The 17,282-nt window shown below is 69.0% G+C and carries 16 protein-coding genes and 3 pseudogenes; 10 read left to right on the forward strand and 9 right to left on the reverse strand.

Annotated elements, in window-relative coordinates; genetic code table 11:
• The first annotated feature begins 5 nt into the window (after positions 1 to 5).
• The 3 genes and pseudogenes from ACH47Z_RS33710 to ACH47Z_RS33720 form a co-directional block, all read left to right on the forward strand.
• A complete protein-coding gene (locus ACH47Z_RS33710) occupies positions 6 to 143 on the forward strand; it encodes a hypothetical protein (protein ID WP_399080571.1) in 138 nt (45 codons plus the stop codon).
• Positions 140 to 841: a hypothetical protein gene (locus ACH47Z_RS33715; RefSeq protein ID WP_399080643.1), complete on the forward strand. Its 702-nt coding sequence runs from the start codon at positions 140 to 142 to the stop codon at positions 839 to 841. Before ACH47Z_RS33710 ends, ACH47Z_RS33715 begins: the two co-directional genes overlap by 4 nt.
• Positions 838 to 1,110, forward strand: a pseudogene (locus tag ACH47Z_RS33720) (hypothetical protein); the annotation flags it as partial. The gene ACH47Z_RS33715 and the pseudogene ACH47Z_RS33720, both read left to right, overlap by 4 nt.
• A 48-nt stretch (positions 1,111 to 1,158) precedes the next feature.
• Here ACH47Z_RS33720 and ACH47Z_RS33725 read toward each other — a convergent pair.
• Positions 1,159 to 2,610 carry an FAD-dependent oxidoreductase gene (locus tag ACH47Z_RS33725; protein WP_399080573.1) on the reverse strand — a complete coding sequence of 484 codons (1,452 nt, stop codon included), beginning with the start codon at positions 2,608 to 2,610 and terminating at the stop codon, positions 1,159 to 1,161.
• A gap of 288 nt (positions 2,611 to 2,898) precedes the next feature.
• Positions 2,899 to 3,370 (reverse strand): annotated as a pseudogene (locus ACH47Z_RS33730) (IS1380 family transposase); the annotation flags it as partial.
• A 104-nt stretch (positions 3,371 to 3,474) separates the two neighbouring features.
• Between ACH47Z_RS33730 and ACH47Z_RS33735 the strand changes: the two are divergent.
• Together ACH47Z_RS33735 and ACH47Z_RS33740 are read left to right on the forward strand one after the other, a co-directional pair.
• Positions 3,475 to 3,876 (forward strand): RidA family protein, encoded by a 402-nt coding sequence (locus ACH47Z_RS33735; RefSeq protein ID WP_399080575.1) that lies wholly within the window; start codon positions 3,475 to 3,477, stop codon positions 3,874 to 3,876.
• 209 nt (positions 3,877 to 4,085) lie between these two features.
• Positions 4,086 to 4,304: a hypothetical protein gene (locus ACH47Z_RS33740; RefSeq protein ID WP_399080577.1), complete on the forward strand. Its 219-nt coding sequence runs from the start codon at positions 4,086 to 4,088 to the stop codon at positions 4,302 to 4,304.
• A gap of 399 nt (positions 4,305 to 4,703) precedes the next feature.
• On the opposite strand, the gene ACH47Z_RS33745 is transcribed toward ACH47Z_RS33740, so the two are convergent.
• From ACH47Z_RS33745 to ACH47Z_RS33755, 3 genes are all read right to left on the reverse strand, one after another.
• Entirely contained in the window at positions 4,704 to 6,512 is a 1,809-nt protein-coding gene (locus tag ACH47Z_RS33745; RefSeq protein ID WP_399080637.1) for an ATP-binding cassette domain-containing protein, read from the reverse strand.
• Positions 6,513 to 6,856: 344 nt separating this feature from the next.
• Entirely contained in the window at positions 6,857 to 7,936 is a 1,080-nt protein-coding gene (locus ACH47Z_RS33750) for a S1 family peptidase (protein ID WP_399080579.1), read from the reverse strand.
• Positions 7,937 to 8,324: 388 nt separating this feature from the next.
• A complete protein-coding gene (locus ACH47Z_RS33755) occupies positions 8,325 to 8,966 on the reverse strand; it encodes a methyltransferase family protein (RefSeq protein ID WP_399080581.1) in 642 nt (213 codons plus the stop codon).
• Between the two features lie 250 nt (positions 8,967 to 9,216).
• Between ACH47Z_RS33755 and ACH47Z_RS33760 the strand changes: the two genes are divergently transcribed.
• Positions 9,217 to 9,423 carry a hypothetical protein gene (locus ACH47Z_RS33760; protein WP_399080583.1) on the forward strand — a complete coding sequence of 69 codons (207 nt, stop codon included), beginning with the start codon at positions 9,217 to 9,219 and terminating at the stop codon, positions 9,421 to 9,423.
• A gap of 100 nt (positions 9,424 to 9,523) precedes the next feature.
• Complete coding sequence (locus ACH47Z_RS33765; protein WP_399080585.1) at positions 9,524 to 10,156, forward strand: hypothetical protein; 633 nt, start codon at positions 9,524 to 9,526, stop codon at positions 10,154 to 10,156.
• A 76-nt stretch (positions 10,157 to 10,232) separates the two neighbouring features.
• Here the strand turns inward: ACH47Z_RS33765 and ACH47Z_RS33770 are convergent, their stop codons facing one another.
• Positions 10,233 to 10,802 (reverse strand): helix-turn-helix domain-containing protein, encoded by a 570-nt coding sequence (locus tag ACH47Z_RS33770; protein ID WP_399080587.1) that lies wholly within the window; start codon positions 10,800 to 10,802, stop codon positions 10,233 to 10,235.
• 49 nt (positions 10,803 to 10,851) lie between these two features.
• Here ACH47Z_RS33770 and ACH47Z_RS33775 point away from each other — a divergent pair, with 49 nt between their 5' ends.
• Together ACH47Z_RS33775 and ACH47Z_RS33780 are read left to right on the forward strand one after the other, a co-directional pair.
• Positions 10,852 to 11,385 carry a GNAT family N-acetyltransferase gene (locus ACH47Z_RS33775; RefSeq protein ID WP_399080589.1) on the forward strand — a complete coding sequence of 178 codons (534 nt, stop codon included), beginning with the start codon at positions 10,852 to 10,854 and terminating at the stop codon, positions 11,383 to 11,385.
• A 162-nt stretch (positions 11,386 to 11,547) separates the two neighbouring features.
• A pseudogene (locus ACH47Z_RS33780) lies at positions 11,548 to 12,883 on the forward strand (gluconate:H+ symporter).
• Positions 12,884 to 12,906: 23 nt separating this feature from the next.
• On the opposite strand, the gene ACH47Z_RS33785 reads toward ACH47Z_RS33780, so the two are convergent.
• The gene (locus ACH47Z_RS33785; protein WP_399080591.1) at positions 12,907 to 14,172 is read right to left on the reverse strand and encodes a M20 family metallopeptidase; all 1,266 of its coding nucleotides are present in this window, start codon (positions 14,170 to 14,172) and stop codon (positions 12,907 to 12,909) included.
• A 129-nt stretch (positions 14,173 to 14,301) separates the two neighbouring features.
• Complete coding sequence (locus tag ACH47Z_RS33790; RefSeq protein WP_399080593.1) at positions 14,302 to 15,090, reverse strand: helix-turn-helix domain-containing protein; 789 nt, start codon at positions 15,088 to 15,090, stop codon at positions 14,302 to 14,304.
• 87 nt (positions 15,091 to 15,177) lie between these two features.
• Between ACH47Z_RS33790 and ACH47Z_RS33795 the strand changes: the two genes are divergently transcribed.
• On the forward strand, positions 15,178 to 16,152 hold the full coding sequence (locus ACH47Z_RS33795; protein WP_399080595.1) for an LLM class flavin-dependent oxidoreductase: 975 nt from the start codon (positions 15,178 to 15,180) through the stop codon (positions 16,150 to 16,152).
• A 68-nt stretch (positions 16,153 to 16,220) separates the two neighbouring features.
• On the opposite strand, the gene ACH47Z_RS33800 is transcribed toward ACH47Z_RS33795, so the two are convergent.
• The gene (locus ACH47Z_RS33800; protein ID WP_399080597.1) at positions 16,221 to 17,225 is read right to left on the reverse strand and encodes a 2-dehydropantoate 2-reductase; all 1,005 of its coding nucleotides are present in this window, start codon (positions 17,223 to 17,225) and stop codon (positions 16,221 to 16,223) included.
• Positions 17,226 to 17,282 lie beyond the last annotated feature (57 nt).

Genomic DNA, 17,282 nt, shown 5'->3' on the forward strand with positions numbered 1-17,282 from the left:
GTGCGATGCCCTGGGCATCGGGGGTGGAGGCGCGGTACACCGAGGCGATGCGTTCCAAGCTCAAGCGTCTGGTGGCCGACGGGACGCCGGTCGAGGTGGAGCCGGGGCTGGTCGCTCGCGCCACCGTGGAGACCACCGCGTGAACGCGGGCCGTGGTGGGGGCGAGTTGGACTCGGCGGCTGGTCTGGAGCAGGTGATCACGTCCTTCGCGGCGTCGTGGAACCTGTTCGGTGCGCTGGTGGAGGACTTGCACGACGAGTCCGCGGACCGGCTGATGCACGCGCAGTTGGAGGACCTGATCGCTTCGCGCGGGCGGGAGGTGATGCGACGACTGCTGCAGGACCATCTGGACTTGCGGTCCATACGCGAGCCGCGACTGACTCATGTCACGGGCACGGATCAGGTGACGCGCCGCAGGATCGAGCCGGGGCATGAGCGGCTGCTGGCCGCGGTGTTCGGCACGGTGACCGTGACCCGGACCGCCTACCGGGCGCTGGGTGCCTCCAACCTTCATCCGATGGACGCCGTCTTGAACCTGCCTGCCGAGCGGTCCAGCCACGGAATACGGCGGCTGGCTGCCCTGCAGGCGGTGCGCGGCAGCTTCGACGACGCCCAGCGGGCGATCGAGCGCGGCTGCGGCACCAGGATCGGCAAACGGCAGAGCCGCCTGGTGCTTCCATGCCGCGAACGACCCCGCCACCGAGAGTTGGGTCGCCGCCCAAGCCCGCAGTGTGCTGGCCGGCGACAGCGAACAGGTCACCGCCGACATCCGTACCGCCGCCAAGACGGCCGTCCTCGGCGAGGACAAGCTCAAGACCATCGAGGCGGTCTGCGGCGCTGACCCGCGACTGGCCGATCGCCACCGGCATCACCGAGGGCACCTGCCGCCACCTGGTCAAGGACCGCCTCGACATCACCGGCGCCCGCTGGTCACTCGCCGGAGCCGAAGCCATCCTGAAACTGCGAGCCCTGATCAGCAACGGCGACTTCGACCCCTACTACCTCAAACAGGAACACCGTCGTGTCCACCAAGCCCGCTACCAGGACAGACTCCGCCTCGCAGCCCCTCGCGCGTCGGCTCACTCTCGGACTCAACATCAAGCAGCCTAGCGATCTTGAATGTTCGTCGTCCAACAGGCCGTCACCCAAGCTGAATAGCTACCTCTGGGCTCTGGCGTACCGCAGTGCGATCTCCTGGAAGACCTGGGCCTGCGTCGGGTAGCAGTGAACCGTGTCGGCCAGCACCTCCAGCGGCACCTGGTTCATGATTGCCAGCGTAAGCTCGGTGATCATCTCACCGGCGTGCGCTGCGACAAGCGTCGCTCCTGCGATCTCGCTGCTGCCGCTGCGCGTGTATATCGCCCCGAATCCCTCCTCCTCGCCGTCGATGAACGCCCGCGCCACCTTGTCCAGGTCGAGCCGGTAAGCGTCGATGGCGACACCTTCGTTGCGGGCTCGGCGCGGAGTTAGGCCCACCTCGGCCACCTCGGGATCGGTGTAGGTGCAGTGGGGAATGACGAGCTCTCGTGCCGGGCGATGCGCTCCGTCCAGCGCGTTCGCGATACAGAGCCGCGCTGTCGCATTGGCCGCATGCGTGAACTTCTGCGGGAAGGTTGCATCGCCAATGGCATAGATGTTGGGGTTGCTGGTGCACAGGTATTCATCTACCTCCACGCCATCCCCGTCGGCGTGCACCCCTGCCGCGCCCAGGCCCAGGTGCTCCACGTGCGCCTTGCGGCCGGTGCCGAACAGCAGCGCGTCATAGGGCAGCTCGCGCGTCTCGCCGGTGCCCTGCGCCAGCAAACGGCCAGCGCCCGCCCGTACTGCCTTGAACCCCAGATGGAGACTTAGCCCCTCCTGCTCGAACCGGCGACGGATCAGCTCACTGACCTCCTGCTCATCATTGGGCAGCAGGGTCCTGGAGTGGCTGACCAGGTCCACCTCGCTGCCGAGACGGCGGAAGGCCTGGGCCAGCTCGCATCCCATCGGACCGCTGCCGATGACGACCAGCCTGGCTGGCAGCTCGGTCAGTGAGAAGACGGTCTCGTTGGTCAGGTACTCGCCTGTCCGCAGTCCCTCGATGGGGGGCACCACGGGGTCCGATCCGGTGGCGATCACGGCCGTCCGAAATCGCAGTGGCCTGCCCTCGACCTCCATGGCATTCGGCGCGGTGAAGCGCGTGTGCCCGAGGTAGACCTCCGCCCCCGCTTGCTCGGCCACCTCGACCGCATCGCCTGCGCTGCTGAGGGAACGCATCTTGCGGACCCGATCCATGACCGAGCCGAAATCAGTTTGGGGTGGGGCGTCGAGCCGAAAGCCGAACTCGGCCCCGCGGCTCGCATCGTGCACCGCGCGTGCGCAGCGAATCAGCGCTTTGCTCGGCGTGCAGCCGAAGTTGACACAGGTGCCCCCGGTCAGTCGCTGCTCGGTCATAGCGACACGGTGCCCGCCTGCGGCAGCAGTTATGGCGGCGGTGAGGCCGCCCGGTCCGCCGCCGAGCACCACCAGGTCGTAGTCACCACCTTCGCGGTTGACCCAGTCGGGTGGGTGCCCCTGGCGGATCGTCCGCTGGTTGTGAACGTCATCGGGGTAGAGCTCGATAGTCGTCATGGCGCATCCTTCGTGGGCCAGGTTGGACGAGTTCCCGAGCGATCACGGGCGCACAGGTCCAAAATATCGACCACATGGTGCTAATTACCGTGATACGAGTTTCGCCACGTGGCGGTGATCGTCGACGTCACGCTGAAGAGTGGGTCCGTCGCCGAGAGCTGCCGTGGCGCACATGTGTCAGGCGGGCTGTCGCACCGCCGTCCCATGACGATTGTCGATCAGGTTCCGCCAGAGTGCATCCGCGCTGCGGCGTGCGATATCGCTTGCCGAGCCTTCGACGTGCGCGTGCAACGCCCACCCGAGCACGGTAATGTGGCCGGTGGCGGTATTCGAGCGCGCTTTCCTCACGCGGAGCAGCCTGGCGAGCGCTTCGCTGTCGGCGATGTCGGGGCGGTCCAGGAATACCGGTAATGGGTGGTGGCCGTAGTTTTTCTTCCAGGTCGCTGTCGTGTTCTGGTTGGAGTGGTCGATGGTGATGGTGGCATCGACATCAATGTGCAGCCACCCACCCGCGGCGGCTGCGGCACCGACCGCCCACGCCAGTGCCCGCGCGGCCGCGGCGACCAGATCGGCGAACACCGCACGGCTCGTACACCCGCGGACCCTTGTACGTGTCCGCGAGCACGGCCGCGACCTGCACCGGAAGTGTGGTCAGGTCGGCGAGTTCGCGCACCATGCCCATCCCGACATGCGACAGGACACCCAGGCCGTCAGCAGAGATTCGTACCCAGCCTGGCGCGTGGAACCCTTCAGAAATCATTGTGTCTTGCAGAACAGACACTTTCGCGTTTCGCACGCACTCATCGGCGGACCTTCACGAAAAATCCAGGCTTAACTGACGCCATACAGACAAGGAGCGAACGCATGGAACGGGAAATCATCCGGGTCGAACCCATCGACAGCAATTTCGATAAGTGGGGCGCGCCGGTGTCGACCTGTACCCGGGCCGGCAACATGGTGTTCATCTCGGGTATGCCGCCTTTCGACCCCGACACCGGGGAACTCGTCCCGAACGCGCCGTTCGAACGCCAGGTCGAGCTCATCCTCACCCAGATTAAGAAGGCGCTCGAGGCCGCTGGCTCGGACCTCGACCATGTGCTGAAGTGCAACGCAATGTGCATCTCGGCCGACCACTTCAACGCTTTCAACGAGGTCTACAAGCGCTTTTTTCCGAACAACCCGCCTGCCCGCATCTTCTTCTGCGTGCCGGAGTGGACGGGCCCCTTCGACATCGAGGTCGACTGTATCGCCGTCACGAAGGACTGAGGGTTGGGACGACATGACCGCGCCGCGCGCGGTGACGATCACGACCCAGACGGTGCAGGCCCTGGTCGCCGTCAACGCCGCCGCGGTGCAGGCGGGCCGGCCCGACGCCCCCTCGCCATGGACAGCACACCGAGCCTGGTGCCCTGACCTACCAGATCGCCGCCACGCTCTACCAGCACCGGCAGGTCGCCACCACCCATCTGCAGCGCATGCTCGCCCCACACATACACAGCACCCAGATCCTGCGCCGGACCAGGAAGCTGCGCGAGCAGGGCCTGGCCCCCGCCACCGAGAGCTGGGTCGCCGCCCAAGCCCGCCGTGTGCTGGCCGGCGACAGCGAGCAGGTCATTGCCGACATCCGTACCGCCGCCAAGACGGCCGTCCTCGGCGAGGACAAGCTCAAGACCATCGAGGCGGTCTGCGGCTAACTGGGGAGCAAAAGCCCCTACCTGCGATACGACACCGCACTGACCCGCGGCTGGCCGATCGCCACCGGCATCATCGAGGGCGCCTGCCGCCACCTGGTCAAGGACCGCCTCGACATCATGCTCGACTACACGGCGAACGCCAGGGAGGACGGGTTCACGGTCGATCCTCGTGCAGACCGCGCCGAAGCGCTCGCCTGGCTGAGGCACAACGAACCGACTGCGGCAGATCGAGCGTGACCGGCAGACGGGCCCTGTCCCGTTCGCTGTGCCGTCAGTCGGCTTGAACCTGCAGTTGGGCCGCGTGGGCGATCCGCTCCCGCTCGCACAAGCTCACCCGATCCAGCGATAGCACCACACCTGTTGCGGTGGATAAGCTCGGGCCACCGACGCTGAGCTGCATCAACCTGAGCACCCCGCTGCTGCAACAGGCCGAACCCCCGGAGAACGTACGTTCTCGAGCTGGTGGGTGACGACGATGGTCATGCGTCCGGCGGCGATCCGCTTGATCTCCAGGAAGATGGCGTGCTCGCCGCGGGCGTCCATCTGCGAGGTCGGCTCGTCCAGGATCAGCAGCGGCGTCCGCCGGTACAACGCCCGCCCGCACACGAGTCGCTGCCACTGCCCGCCGAACAGCTCGGCGCCGCCCCAGAGTTCTCTGGCAAGGAGGGTGTCGAGCCGCTGGGGCAGTTTCTCGATCGCTTCCCGCATGCCGACGGCGTCGACGACATCCCACACCGGCCCGTCGTCGTACGTCTTGGGCTGGCCGAGGGTGATGTTCTCGCGGGCGCGCAGGGGCCAGCACGCGAAGCCCTGTGGGACGAGCGCGGTTCGTTGCCACACGGCGTCGGGGTCGGCCTGGGCCAGGTCGATGCCGTCCCATACGACTCGCCCCTTGTCGGCGAGCAGGATGCCGGTGATGAGCTTGGTCAGGGTCGACTTGCCCGAGCCGTTCTCGCCGACGACGGCCAGGATCTCTCCCCGGCGCAGCGTGAGCGACACCCCGGCGACGGCAGGCTCCTCCTTGCCTGGGTACTGGTACACGACGTCGTCCAGGCGGATCTCGTCCACGCGTTCCGGGATGGTCAGTTCTCCTCGCCTGGGGGCGCGTTCTGCGGCCATGTCGAGGAAGGACCGCATGTCCGCCAGGTAGAGCGAGGTGTGGAACATCGCGGCGCCGTAGATGACGAACTGGGAGAGCGCGGCCAGTGTGGTCTGGACGGCGACGACGGCGGTGGCCGCGACGGGCAGGGCGACGCGGCCGGTGGCGGCCAGCCAGGCGAGGGCGGTCCAGGTGCACAGCAGGAAGATCCCGCCCAGGGTGCTGGTGGCGAGAACGATACGCAGCATCCGCGGGGCGGCGGTCAGGGTGCGCCGGTCGATCCGGTCGGACAGGGCTCGGTACCAGTAGAGGAGGTAGCCGGACATGCCGTTGGCGCGGACCTCGTCGCCGTAGCGGGAGTAGGTGGCCCACCAGCGCATCATGGAGCGCACGTTGCGGTCACCGACGTTGAGATAGTAGGTCTCGTAGTCGACGCGCGCGGACAGCACGGCTCCGGCGCCGGCCGGGAGCACGGCCAGGAGAAGCAGCGGCAGCATCAGCGGGTGCAGCGCGGTGATGACCCCGCTCGCCGCGATCATGCGGATCAGGGCGGACATGAGGCGTTGGGCGTCCTGCACCATCGTCCGGCTCCGGGTGACACCGACTTCGGCGGCTTCCTGCCGGTCGGCGAATCCGTCCTCGCCGTATGCGGACGACTCCACGCGGCACACGGCATGCACGAGGGCGATGTCCGCCTCGGTCATCAGCAGGGGTGTGATGCGCCCGTCGGCGTAGGAGGACAGGGCGCCGCTGATGCGGCCGATCCCCGCGGCGGTGGTCACCGCGACGAGAGCGGGCAGTGCGGCGTGCAGGCGTTCGGAGACCGTGCCGGTGCCGAGGATGTGTCTCATCGCCTGGGCCGTCGACGTGAGGACGACCGCGGCCGCGACGCCGGTGAGCAACTGACAGACGAGGAGCAGTACGACGCCGGTCCTGTCGACGGCCCACGCCATCCGCGCGGTGTGCCCGAGCACGGACGGAAGCCGGCGGCACATGGCCGTGAAGCCGGCGTCTTCCAGGGGATTCTTTCCTTGCTTCCCCTCGAAGGTGATGGCGGCCGGGGGTGGTGGGGGCGGGGTCTCCGCGTGTGCCGTCGAGGCGTCGGTCACGGTCACCTGCGTTCCTCCTTGGGAGCGGCGCCGCACCTGGATGGTTCGGCGGTGCCCGGCATAACGACGCTCCCCGAGATTCGAACGCACTCGATTCCGGACGTGCTGGACCCCTTGAATCGCAAGGGGTCGAACGCGTGGCCGCCGTGATGAAGCCGCCCTGGGGCGGTGAGGATTGGCCGAATCGCCGACGTCTGAAACGCGTGTGACGAATGGGGTTTCCAGATGGTGATCGGCGGACCCGCCGCACCCCCGACGTGAGGAAGCCTCAACCAGCCCCACAACAGGGCTGGTTGAGGCGTGTGTACGCGCGACTCGGTCACGGAGTCGCGGTCGGCCTCCGGTTACGGAAGAGTGGCTCCTTCCGCGCTCAGCGCCGCCGGCACCGGCTGGAAGAACGTCTCGCCGCCGGACGTGCAGTCACCGCTGCCGCCCGAGGTCAGCCCGATGGCCGCGTCGCCGTCGAAGAGCGCGCCGCCGCTGTCGCCAGGCTCGGCGCACACATCGGTGTCGATGAGCCCGGAGACCGAGCCCTCCTCATAGTTCACGGTCGCGTCGAGCCCGGTGACCGAGCCGCCGTGGAGGCCGGAGGTGCTGCCGCTGCGCTGGACCGACTCGCCCACGTAGGCGTCGGCGGCGTGGGTGATCTGCTGGCTGCTGCCGTCGTAGAGGTCGACGACGCTCGCGTGGTCGCTGCTCGAGTCGTCGTACTGGACGAGGGCGTAGTCGGTGCCGGGGAACTGCGAGTCGACGGTCTGGCCGACCTCGCCGCCGCCCTGCGAGTCGGACCATGTCGAGGAGGCGTTGCCGCAGTGCCCGGCGGTCAGGAAGTACGGCGCTCCGTTCACGGACACGTTGAACCCGAGGGAGCAGCGCACACCGCTGCCCCAGATGGCGTCGCCGTCCGCGATGAGCGGCTTGAACGCGGAGGCGGCGCGACGTACGACGACCTTGTCGCCGAGCGCGTCGACCACGGTGTTCAGCCGGGTGCGCTTGGCTCCGGTGACCGTCGGGTCGACGGTGACGACCACCTTGTCCCGACGGGGGTCGATCGACCAGGCGGTGCCCGCGATCCGGGCCCGCTGGGTCAACGTGCCCAGCGCGGCTCGCAGTTGGGTGGTGGAGTAGCTGACGGTTCTGGGGACGGCGCCGGTGCCGCGCACCTGGCCGGCCGCGGACGGGTCGGTGATGTTGACGACGAACCGGTGGGCCGCGGCGTCGTAGTAGGAGCCGGCGGCACGGTCGCCCAGTCGTGCGACGAGGGCCGCGGCGGAAGCGGCACGGGTCGCGGCCGGGGTGGCCGCGGAAGCGGGGGCTGCTGTGGCCGAGCCGGCGCCGGGGAGCAGAGCCGCGCCGGCCGTGAGAACCGCGACACTCGCTCCGGTGAGCGCGCGGGTGGTGAGAGCTGTTCGGCGTTGCGCCATGTGAAGCCTCCAGTGGGGGTTGCCCCGTCCGCTCGACGGGCCGGGGCCGGAGGGATGACAGACACGGGGACGTCCCAACCCGCAAGGGAGTCGGACGTGCCCATGCCAAACGCCGACGAGTATGGCGATGCGCTCTCCTCGCAACAAGGAATGATTCCGGCCGGACATCCGGTACGACGGGAGGCCAGGGGCGGCTGCCATCCGCGCACTCCGCGCCCCCGGCCCGACGCCCGGCGTCACGCACGGTGCCCGCCGGCGCTTCCGTCGTCCACGCTCGGTTCACCCATGGCTGGCCGGTACGCAACGATTCCGTCCGGAATCCGGACCAGCCGTCCTTGATTTAGAGCACTCTTGGCTCATCGATGACCTGACACGACCACACCGTCAACTACTGCCGCACACGGTCTCCATGGCCCACCCCCACCTGGGCGGGACGCGGCCAGGGGATCAGCGCCGGGACGCGGGCGCGGTAGGCCCCGTACACCGCGCCGAACCGGCCGGCCATCAGGCGGTCCTCGGCCCGGACCCGCAGCAGCAACCAGGGAACGGCGACTATGGGGAACGCGACCCAGACGCCGAAGCCACAGGCCAGCATGCCGCCGATGACGAGGCCGAGCAGACCTGTGTAGATGGGGTGGCGAACCAGCCCGTAGGGACCGTCCGTGCGTAGCTCGTGGTGTTCCTTGACCGTGGGAACGCTGGCCCACATGGTGCCCAGCACCCACCGGGCCCACAGCAGCAGGGCGGTGGAGGCGACGGCGAGCGCAGCGCCCAGCAGGGCCAGCTCGGGCTGCCAGTACCGCAGATGCCGCCAGAAGCCCCGGGAGTGGTCGAGCAGTATCGAGAACACGTAGACACCCGCGATCAGGAGGACCCGGCGGGGCACCGTACGACGCTGTCCATGCCACCAGCCGCGCAGGCCGGCGTGGCTCTTCACACCGAAGTAGAGGGCGCCCGCGATCCAGGCGGCATAAAAGATCAGGCCGCAGATTCCGATGAGCGTGACGAGTGCCGAGTGAAGCGATCCCATGCCTCAAGAGTGCTCCGCGAGCGCGATGGATCACCACCACCCACGGGTCGATGGACACGCCCCCACCGATCTCCACCCCAGGATGGAGACGGGTCACCTTGGTGCCGAAGTCGCGACGGGAATTGAATGCCTGTGACCGTCGGGTGAACAATGTGCAATTCGCGCACCGGAAGGCTCCGAAGCGCGTCGATATAATTGAGACAGACAAGACGAGAGCACGACGAGATCGCGCCACGGAGGGGATGATCGCATGAAGGAGATCAAAGTAAACAGGAATCTGCTGTTCCGTTCTCATCTTCCGGAAGAGAATACCTGGCCGGAGCGTGAGGACACGCCCCGCGGTGATATTCATGACGACGAGGGCGGAGAGGGAGACGGGATCCGCGAACCTCGCGTCGACCCGCCCGCCGGCCCCGGAAGTGGACAAGAACGCGCCATTCCAGCTGATGGCGAGTAAAAAAGAGAGTGTGAAGAAAGCGCCGATTCGCCATTGATGCGACTAGCGTTACCCCCCGACAGCGATCCCGAAAAGATCACTGATTCAGGGGGAAAAACAAGTGAAACGGCGCGTCATTTTCCTTCTGGCCGCAATAGCGAGTGTTCTCGCACTGCTGGCGGTCGGCCCGGCACAAGCCCAGGCGGCGACGAACGGTTCGGGCACGAACCGCACCACCGCACCACTGCCCAAGCAGGTGGAAAAGCGTATCGCCGAATTGAGGGCCAGGGGCGCGAAGATCCTCGACGTCACCTCGGCCCCGTATGAAAAGGTGTCCAAGAAAGCGAAGTCCTCGGGGGACGTTCTCGACAGACTCCCCTACGGAGGTAAGCCGAGCGGAAAGGCAGCGGCGAGTCCCGATGCCTATCCCACGGGGTGTGGCCTGTGGGTTCTCGTGTACCGCGAGGGCAACAGGATCTACAACTCCTCGCTGACCTCGTGCCTCTACCAGGTGCTGGACATTCAGATGCACAGCGGCCTGGCCTGGTCCCGGTGGTGGGGCTGGGAGGAGCTGTATGCGCAGACCTTCGACACCGACGACAGTTCGTCTCTCGACACCTACATCTGGGTGGACTGCACGGGAACGGGCACGCACGACTACCAGGGCGTGACCAACGGGTTCATCGAGACGTACAACGGCGATGAATACGAGGCGGCGGCGTACGACGAGATCGACCGCGTCGAATGCGGCTGACCGCTCCACCCCCGTGATACCGAGAGCCCGCATCCTTCCCGGGTGCGGGCTCCACCCACGCCCGACGCGAGTCAGCCTACCGGGCGGCCCGGGGACGCATGATGAGGGCCGCGACATGGTAAGCGCACGGCGTCGGTCCGGCGTTGGCATAGCCGTGGACGACGTCGGCGGCGAAGTACACCGAGTCGCCGGCACCGAGGTCCACGGCTCGGTCGGCGAGCGTGAGGCGCAGGGTGCCGGATTCGACGGCGATGAACTCGTGCGAGCCCGACGCATAGGCGGGGTACTGGCCGGCGTCGCAGCCCGGGGGCAGGACCGTGCGGATCCATTCGAAGTTCACGCCGGGTACCACCGGGGTCAGGATCGTCCGACGCCATCCGCCCGGCTCCTCGACGATGTCCTGTTCGGCGGCCCGGCGCACGATCACACGCAGATCCTGCGGCTCGGCCACCAGTTCGGCGAGAGGGACGCCCAAGCCGTCAGCGATGCGCGCGAGTACGACGACAGTGGGCGCCTTCTGACCGCGCTCGACCGACGACAGCATGCTCACGCTCACCTCGGCCGCGTCCGCCAGCTGCTGCAGGGTCAGGCCGAGTCCGTGCCGCGCCTTCTGCACACGGCCACCCAAGGTCACGAGATCCAGCATTCCTCTATAATAGCTGTGAATTTCACTATAGAGAAATGAGCGTGCCGTGATGACAGCTCCCCAGCCGGCCGTCCGTCCGGCCACCCCCTCCGACCTCAAGGCCGTCGCCGACATCTACACGCACTACGTCCGCCACAGCGTGGCCACCTTCGAGGGGATCCCGCCGACCGCCGCCGCCTGGGAGGGGCGGCTGGACGACCTGACCGCGCGGAAACTGCCCTTCCTCGTCGCCGAGTCGGACGGCGCGGTGGCCGGCTTCGCCTATGCGTCTCCGTGGCGCCCGAAGCCCGCGTACCGGAACACGGTGGAGGACACCCTCTACCTCGCGCCCGACGCCACCGGACGGGGGCTGGGCACGGCCCTGCTCGAAGCGGTCATCACCGAGTCGGCCCGGGCCGGGATGCGGCAGATGATCGCCGTCATCGCCGACACCGGCAGCGACGCCTCCCGCGCCCTGCACCGCCGCTTCGGCTTCACCGATGCCGGCCACCTCGTGCAGGTCGGCTACAAACACGGCCGCTGGATCGACACCTTCCTCATGCAGCGGGCGCTGACCACGGAGCACGGCCGACAGGTCCGGTGACACGCTCACCGCCGCGGACGATAAGTCAGATCTTGGTCCACGCACGCCCATTGACCGAGATCGCCCACATCCATAGCCTCCATCCTCATACATGAACGACTTCCTCAGGCGCATGAGGACATCGTTCATGGAGGCGACCGCGGTTCAAAGGGGAACGGGCCCATGCCACTTGTTGTCGTAGCCATCGCCGTACTGATCCTGCTCTTCCTGATGACGAAGCTGAGACTCAACGGCTTCGCCGCCCTGTTGTTCGTGGCCGTGGGTGTCGGCCTCGTCCGGGGCATCCCGCTGGAGAAGATCCCCGACGTGCGCTCCAAGGGCATCGGCGGGCAGATCGGCGACACGATGCTCACCATCGGGCTCGGCGCCATGGTCGGCAGGGTGATGGGCGACTCCGGCGCCGCCCAGCGGATCGCCGGCAAGCTGCTCGACCTCTGCGGCCCGCGCTGGGTCCAGGTCGCCATGGTGCTGTCGGCCATGCTGATCGGCGTCACCATGTTCTACGAAGTGGCCTTCGTCATCATCGTGCCGGTCGCCTTCACCCTCGTACGCGTCACGCGGGCGAATCTGCTGTGGGTCGGGCTGCCGATGTCGATCGCCCTGTCCACCATGCACAGCTTCCTGCCGCCGCACCCCGGGCCGACCGCGGTCGCCGCGACCTTCCACGCCTCGGTCGGACTGACCCTGTTCTACGGCCTGTTCATCGCCGTCCCGGTCGGCGCGCTCATCGCCCTGATCTGGCCCCGCCTGCCGTTCGTCCGGAAGATGAACCCCTCCATACCCACCGGACTGGTGAGTGACCGCGTCTTCACCGACGAGGAGAGCCGGGCATGGGCTGGTCACTGTCGGTGGCCCTGCTGCCCGTGGTGCTCATCGCCGGAGCCGCGGTGACCGGCCTGGCCGCCTCCGGATCGGGCCCGTGCTGCACTTCATCGCCTTCATCGGCTCGGCGCCCATCGCCCTGCTGCTCACGCTGGCCGCCGCGATCTGGGCGTTCGGTCCACGGATCGGGCGCAGCCTGGACGAGGTCAGCGCCTCCTGCCGGTCGGCCGCCCAGGCGATGGCGATGATCCTGCTCGGGATCGGCGCGGGCGGCGCGTTCAAGCAGGTCCTCGTGGAAGGCAGGATCGCGGACTACATCAAGCACACCACCGCCGACTGGTCCCTGTCGCCGATCATCCTCGCCTGGCTCATCGCGGCCATCCTCCGCGTGGCCCTCGGCTCGGCGACCGTCGCCGTCGTCACCGCCTCCGGCGTGGCACTGCCGCTGCTCGCCGGCAGCGGAGTCCATCCGGAGATCATGGTCCTCGCCGTCTCCTGCGGATCGATCGCCTTCTCACACGTCAACGACCCGGGATTCTGGATGTTCAAGGAGTACTTCAACCTGTCCGTCATCGACGCGATCAAGGCACGCACCACCTACACGACCGTGCTCTCGGTCCTGGGCCTCGGCGGCGTCCTCGCCATGGAGTCCATCCTGGACGCCCTCAACGTGTGACGCACCGCCCTCGCGGAGACGGGTCACGGCGCGGTCTCCCGTCCGCCGCCCGCGAGGAAGCCCAGGGCCACGGAGGCGTGGCAGGCGATGCCCGAGGCGATCACGTCCTCGTCGATGGTCATGCGGGGCGAGTGCAGTGACGGGGCCTCATCCGGTGCCAGGCCCGGCGGGCACACGCCGAGGAAGGCCAGGGCGCCGGGAACGGCCTTGAGGAGGTAGGAGAAGTCCTCGGCCGTCATGTGCGGGGTCGGCAGCACGTCCACCGCCGCTGCTCCGAGTGTTTCCGTGGCCGTCCGCAGGACGAAGTCGGTGAAGCCTGGGTCGTTGACCGTGACGGGGTAGCCCGGCGTGACGGTCACCTCGGCCTGTGCTCCGTGAGCGGCGGCCACGCCCTGGGCCACCCTGGTGATCGCCTCGTGCATCCGCAGCCGCGTCGGCTCCGACACGGTGCGCAGGGTGCCGCCCAGTTCGGCGGTGTCGGGGATGACGCCCGTGGCGGTGCCCGCGGTCAGGCGGGTCACGCTGAGAACGGCCTGGTCGTCGGCGGACAGGGTGCGGGTGACCATCGTCTGCAGGGCGAGCACGATCTCACAGGCCACGGGTACCGGGTCGCAGGCGGTGTGCGGCGCCGAGGCATGGCCGCCGCGTCCGCGGACGAGGACCCGGAACCGGTCGGAGGCCGCCATCTGCGGTCCGGGGCGCAGCCGCAGGGCGCCTGCGGGCAGGTTGGGGTGGACATGGAGGGCGAAGGCGGCGTCGGCCCGGTGTCCGGACGCCTCCAGCACACCCTCCTCGATCATCTGGCGGGCGCCGTGATGCCCCTCCTCGCCGGGCTGGAACATGAACACCACGCGTCCGGCGATGCGTTCGCGCCGCGCGGTAAGGAGCCGTGCGGCGCCCACCAGCATCGCCATGTGAGCGTCGTGCCCGCATGCGTGCATCTGTCCGGAGGTGCGCGAGGCGTACGGCGCGCCGGTCTCCTCGGTCACCGGCAAGGCGTCCATGTCGGCGCGCAGCAGGATCGTGGGGCCGTCGGCCGGTCCGGCGAGGGTGGCGGTGACGGAGGACAGCGCCCGGCCGGTACGGATCTCCAGGCCGAGACCGTCGAGCGCGTCCAGCACCAGACGCTGTGTGTCCGGCAGCTCGAGGCCCAGCTCGGGGCCGGCGTGCAGGGTGCGGCGCAGGGCGACCGCTCGAGGGGCCAGGAGGCGGGCCTCGTCGAGAAGGGACCGGGCGTCGGCGTCGTGCGGGGACGGGGCGTCGTACGGAGCCCGAGGCGGAGGCGTCATGCGGCCGTTCTCCTTCCCGGGCCAGGACCTCGGCGGCGCGCGGCCCGCAGCGCGACATCCTACGAGGAGGAAGTACTCCCCCACGGTAGGAACCGCGAGCCCGGGCTTGTCTCGACGACGACGGCCGGATCAAGGCCGACCCTGTGTTCCCGGGGCGTGTGCCGTAGGGGCGGCGGCCAGTGGCCTGGTGGCCGTCGAGAGCGCTTCGGCTGTCGCCTGGTCGGCCGGCAGGAACGCCTCCAGCTTCAGCTCGGCGAGTGTCACGTCGACGGCGGTGGCGAAGGTCGTCACGGTCGTCATCAGGCGCAGCTCACCGTACGAGGACCGCAGGCGGAGCGGAACCGCGAAACCGAGTGGCGCGTCGGACGGCTCCAGCTCGGCGACGTACCCGGCGAGCTCCGCGTGCAGCTCCTGAAGGTGGCCGAGGCGGGCCAGGATGTGCTGCGCCCATTCGGCGAGGTTGCGGATGCGGGGAGCCAGGCCGTCGGGGTGCAGCGCAAGGCGGTAGACGTTCGTGCCCGGACCCACCAGATGGGGGGCGGCGCCCTCGGTGATCAGGTCGAACGCGGAGTTCGCGGCGATGAGGTCACCGCGCCGGTCCAACACCAGCGCCGGATACGGCAGATGCCCGCGGAGGATGTGGTCGATCGCCGTGCGCACGGGGGCCAGCTCCGGGTCGTCGAGCGAGCTCTCGGGGTAGGCGGGCGCGTAACCGGCGGCCAGCAGCAGCTCGTTGCGCTCCCGCAGCGGTAGTTTCAGCGACTCGGCCAGGCGCACGACCATGTTCCGGCCGGGGACGGACCTGCCGGATTCGATGAAGCTGAGGTACCGCTGGGTGGTGCCTGCCCGCAGCGCCAGGTCGAGTTGGCTGAGATGACGGCGGGTACGACGGTCACGAAGCGCGCGAGGGAAGTCCACGGGCCTGTTGTAACGGCGGCGGAGGGTCTTCCGCCATTCCCTGCGGGGAATTGTCGCCACCCCGCTCCGGTCGTGACCATCGTCGGCATGGACATCGGTGTACTGCTTCCGACCGGAACCGCCCAGTGGGGCCCGGCCGACGACCCTCGCGAGCTGATCGCCTTCGGCCGCCACGCCGAACGCTCGGGCTTCTCCTCGCTGTTCGTCAACGATTCCCTGATCAGCCCGCGCATCGAGGCGCTCACGATGCTGGCCGCGCTCGCCCCGGCGACCGAGACCGTGACGCTGGGCACAGCGGCACTGATGCCGTTCCTGCGTCGGCCGATCCAGACCGCACAGTCACTCGCGTCGATCGACCTGCTGTCCGGTGGCCGGCTCACCGTGACCGTCGGCGCCGGCTTCCCCGGCCGCTTCGGGCGGCCCTTCTACACGCTGTCCGAGGTGCCGTGGCAGAGGCGTTTCGCCCGCCTGGACGAGACGGTCGCGCTGTGGCGGGCCCTGTGGGCGGGCGCCGACTCCTTCCACGGCGAGATCCTCCGGTTCACCGGCATCCCGCCCATGACCAGGCCGTCCCGAGCCGGCGGCCCGCCCATCTGGCTCGGCGGCGCGACCCCCGCAGCACTCGCGCGCACCGGCCGGATGTACGACGGCTGGCTCCCCTACCCGCCTGACCCCGCCGTCTACGCATCCGGCCTGCTCGATGTCCGCAAAGCGGCGGCCGACGCCGGGCGTACGGCCGAGGACATCACCCCCGCGCTGTTCGTCTCGGTGCGGATCGACGACGACATGGAGAGCGGCCGTCGTGCGCTGGACGACTACGCGCGGGCCACGTACGGCATGCCGCTGCACGAGCTGGAAACGATCCAGGCGGTTGTCACCGGCTCCGCGGACCAGGTACTCCAGCGCCTGGGACAGTACGTCGCCGCGGGCGTCCGCCACATCGTCGTACGCCTCGGCGCCCTGGACCTGCGCTCCCAGCGCGACCAGCTCGAACGGGTCGCGGCGCTGATCCCCGCCGTCCGGAAGGCAGCGGATCACGCCGCCACCACGGAAGGCTTCTGAACCCCCGCTGGCGCAACGCAACCGCACCTGCGTCATGGGGGACGTCACCCGGAGGCTCCGCGCGTGGTTCAGTGCGCCGCGCGGAGTTCGGCGTACAGCTCCGGGCCCGTCCATGTGCGCGGGCTGGACTCCGCCTCGTGGACCAGGGCGGCGAGGCGTGCGTTCACGGGCGCGCTCAACCCGTGGGCGGTGGCGAGGGCGACGATCTCGCCCTGCAGGGAGTCGATCTCCGTGGACCGGCCGCGCCGCAGGTCCTCCCACATCGAGGAGCGCGCGTGGGCGTCGATGCGGAGGGACGCTGCCGCCACCCGGCGGAAGAGGGCGTCGGGCAGCCCCAGTACATACGGGGTGACGCCGGGCGCGGTGGGACCGAGGCGGGCGGGAGCCACCCCGGCCGCCCGGTACGCGGCGAGGGCCTCGCGCTGGCACAGGGCGAGGCAACGACGGTACGTCCGCTGGGCGAGCTGGTCGCGCAGCGGCAGCCCGGAGAGGGCGTTGATCGCGTTGTTGAGGTTCATCAGCAGCTTGGCGTGCTGCACTTCGGACATGTCGGTGCGTGCCTCGAAGGCCAGGCCCGCCTCACGGAAGGCGGCGAAGAGCGTGTCGTCGGGCTCGGTCATGAGCTTGCCCGGCATGCCCTGGTGCACGGTGCCCGGCTGGGACTGCACCACGTTGTACGGCACCATGCCGGCCAGCACGGTGTGGCCGGGGAGCGCGGCTCGAAGCGTGGCGGGGTTGTGCAGGCCGTTCTGGAAGCTCACCACGACGGTGTCCGGGGCGAGATGAGCGGCGAGGCCCTTCGCGGCGGCCTCGGTGCCGGCGGTCTTCACCGTGACCAGCACATAGTCGGCGCCTGCCGCGGCCTCGGGGCCGGTGGCCAACGTGAGCCGGTCCGGCGCGAGGTGGACCGGCGGCCGTACGGAGGTACTGAGGGTCAGTCCCCGCTCGCGCAGCACATCCATGCCGGCGGGCCGGCCGATGAAGGCCACGTCATGTCCGGCGGCGACGAGATGGCCGCCGAGGTGACAGCCGATACTGCCGGCGCCGAGAACGGCGAAGCGGGCCTTGGGCATGGGGTGACTCCTGTGGAAGTGCGGGGCCGGGCAGGGGCCAGCATGGACCAGGGGCAC

Source organism: Streptomyces sp. NPDC020192, assembly GCF_044388685.1.
Classification (GTDB): Bacteria; Actinomycetota; Actinomycetes; order Streptomycetales; family Streptomycetaceae; genus Streptomyces.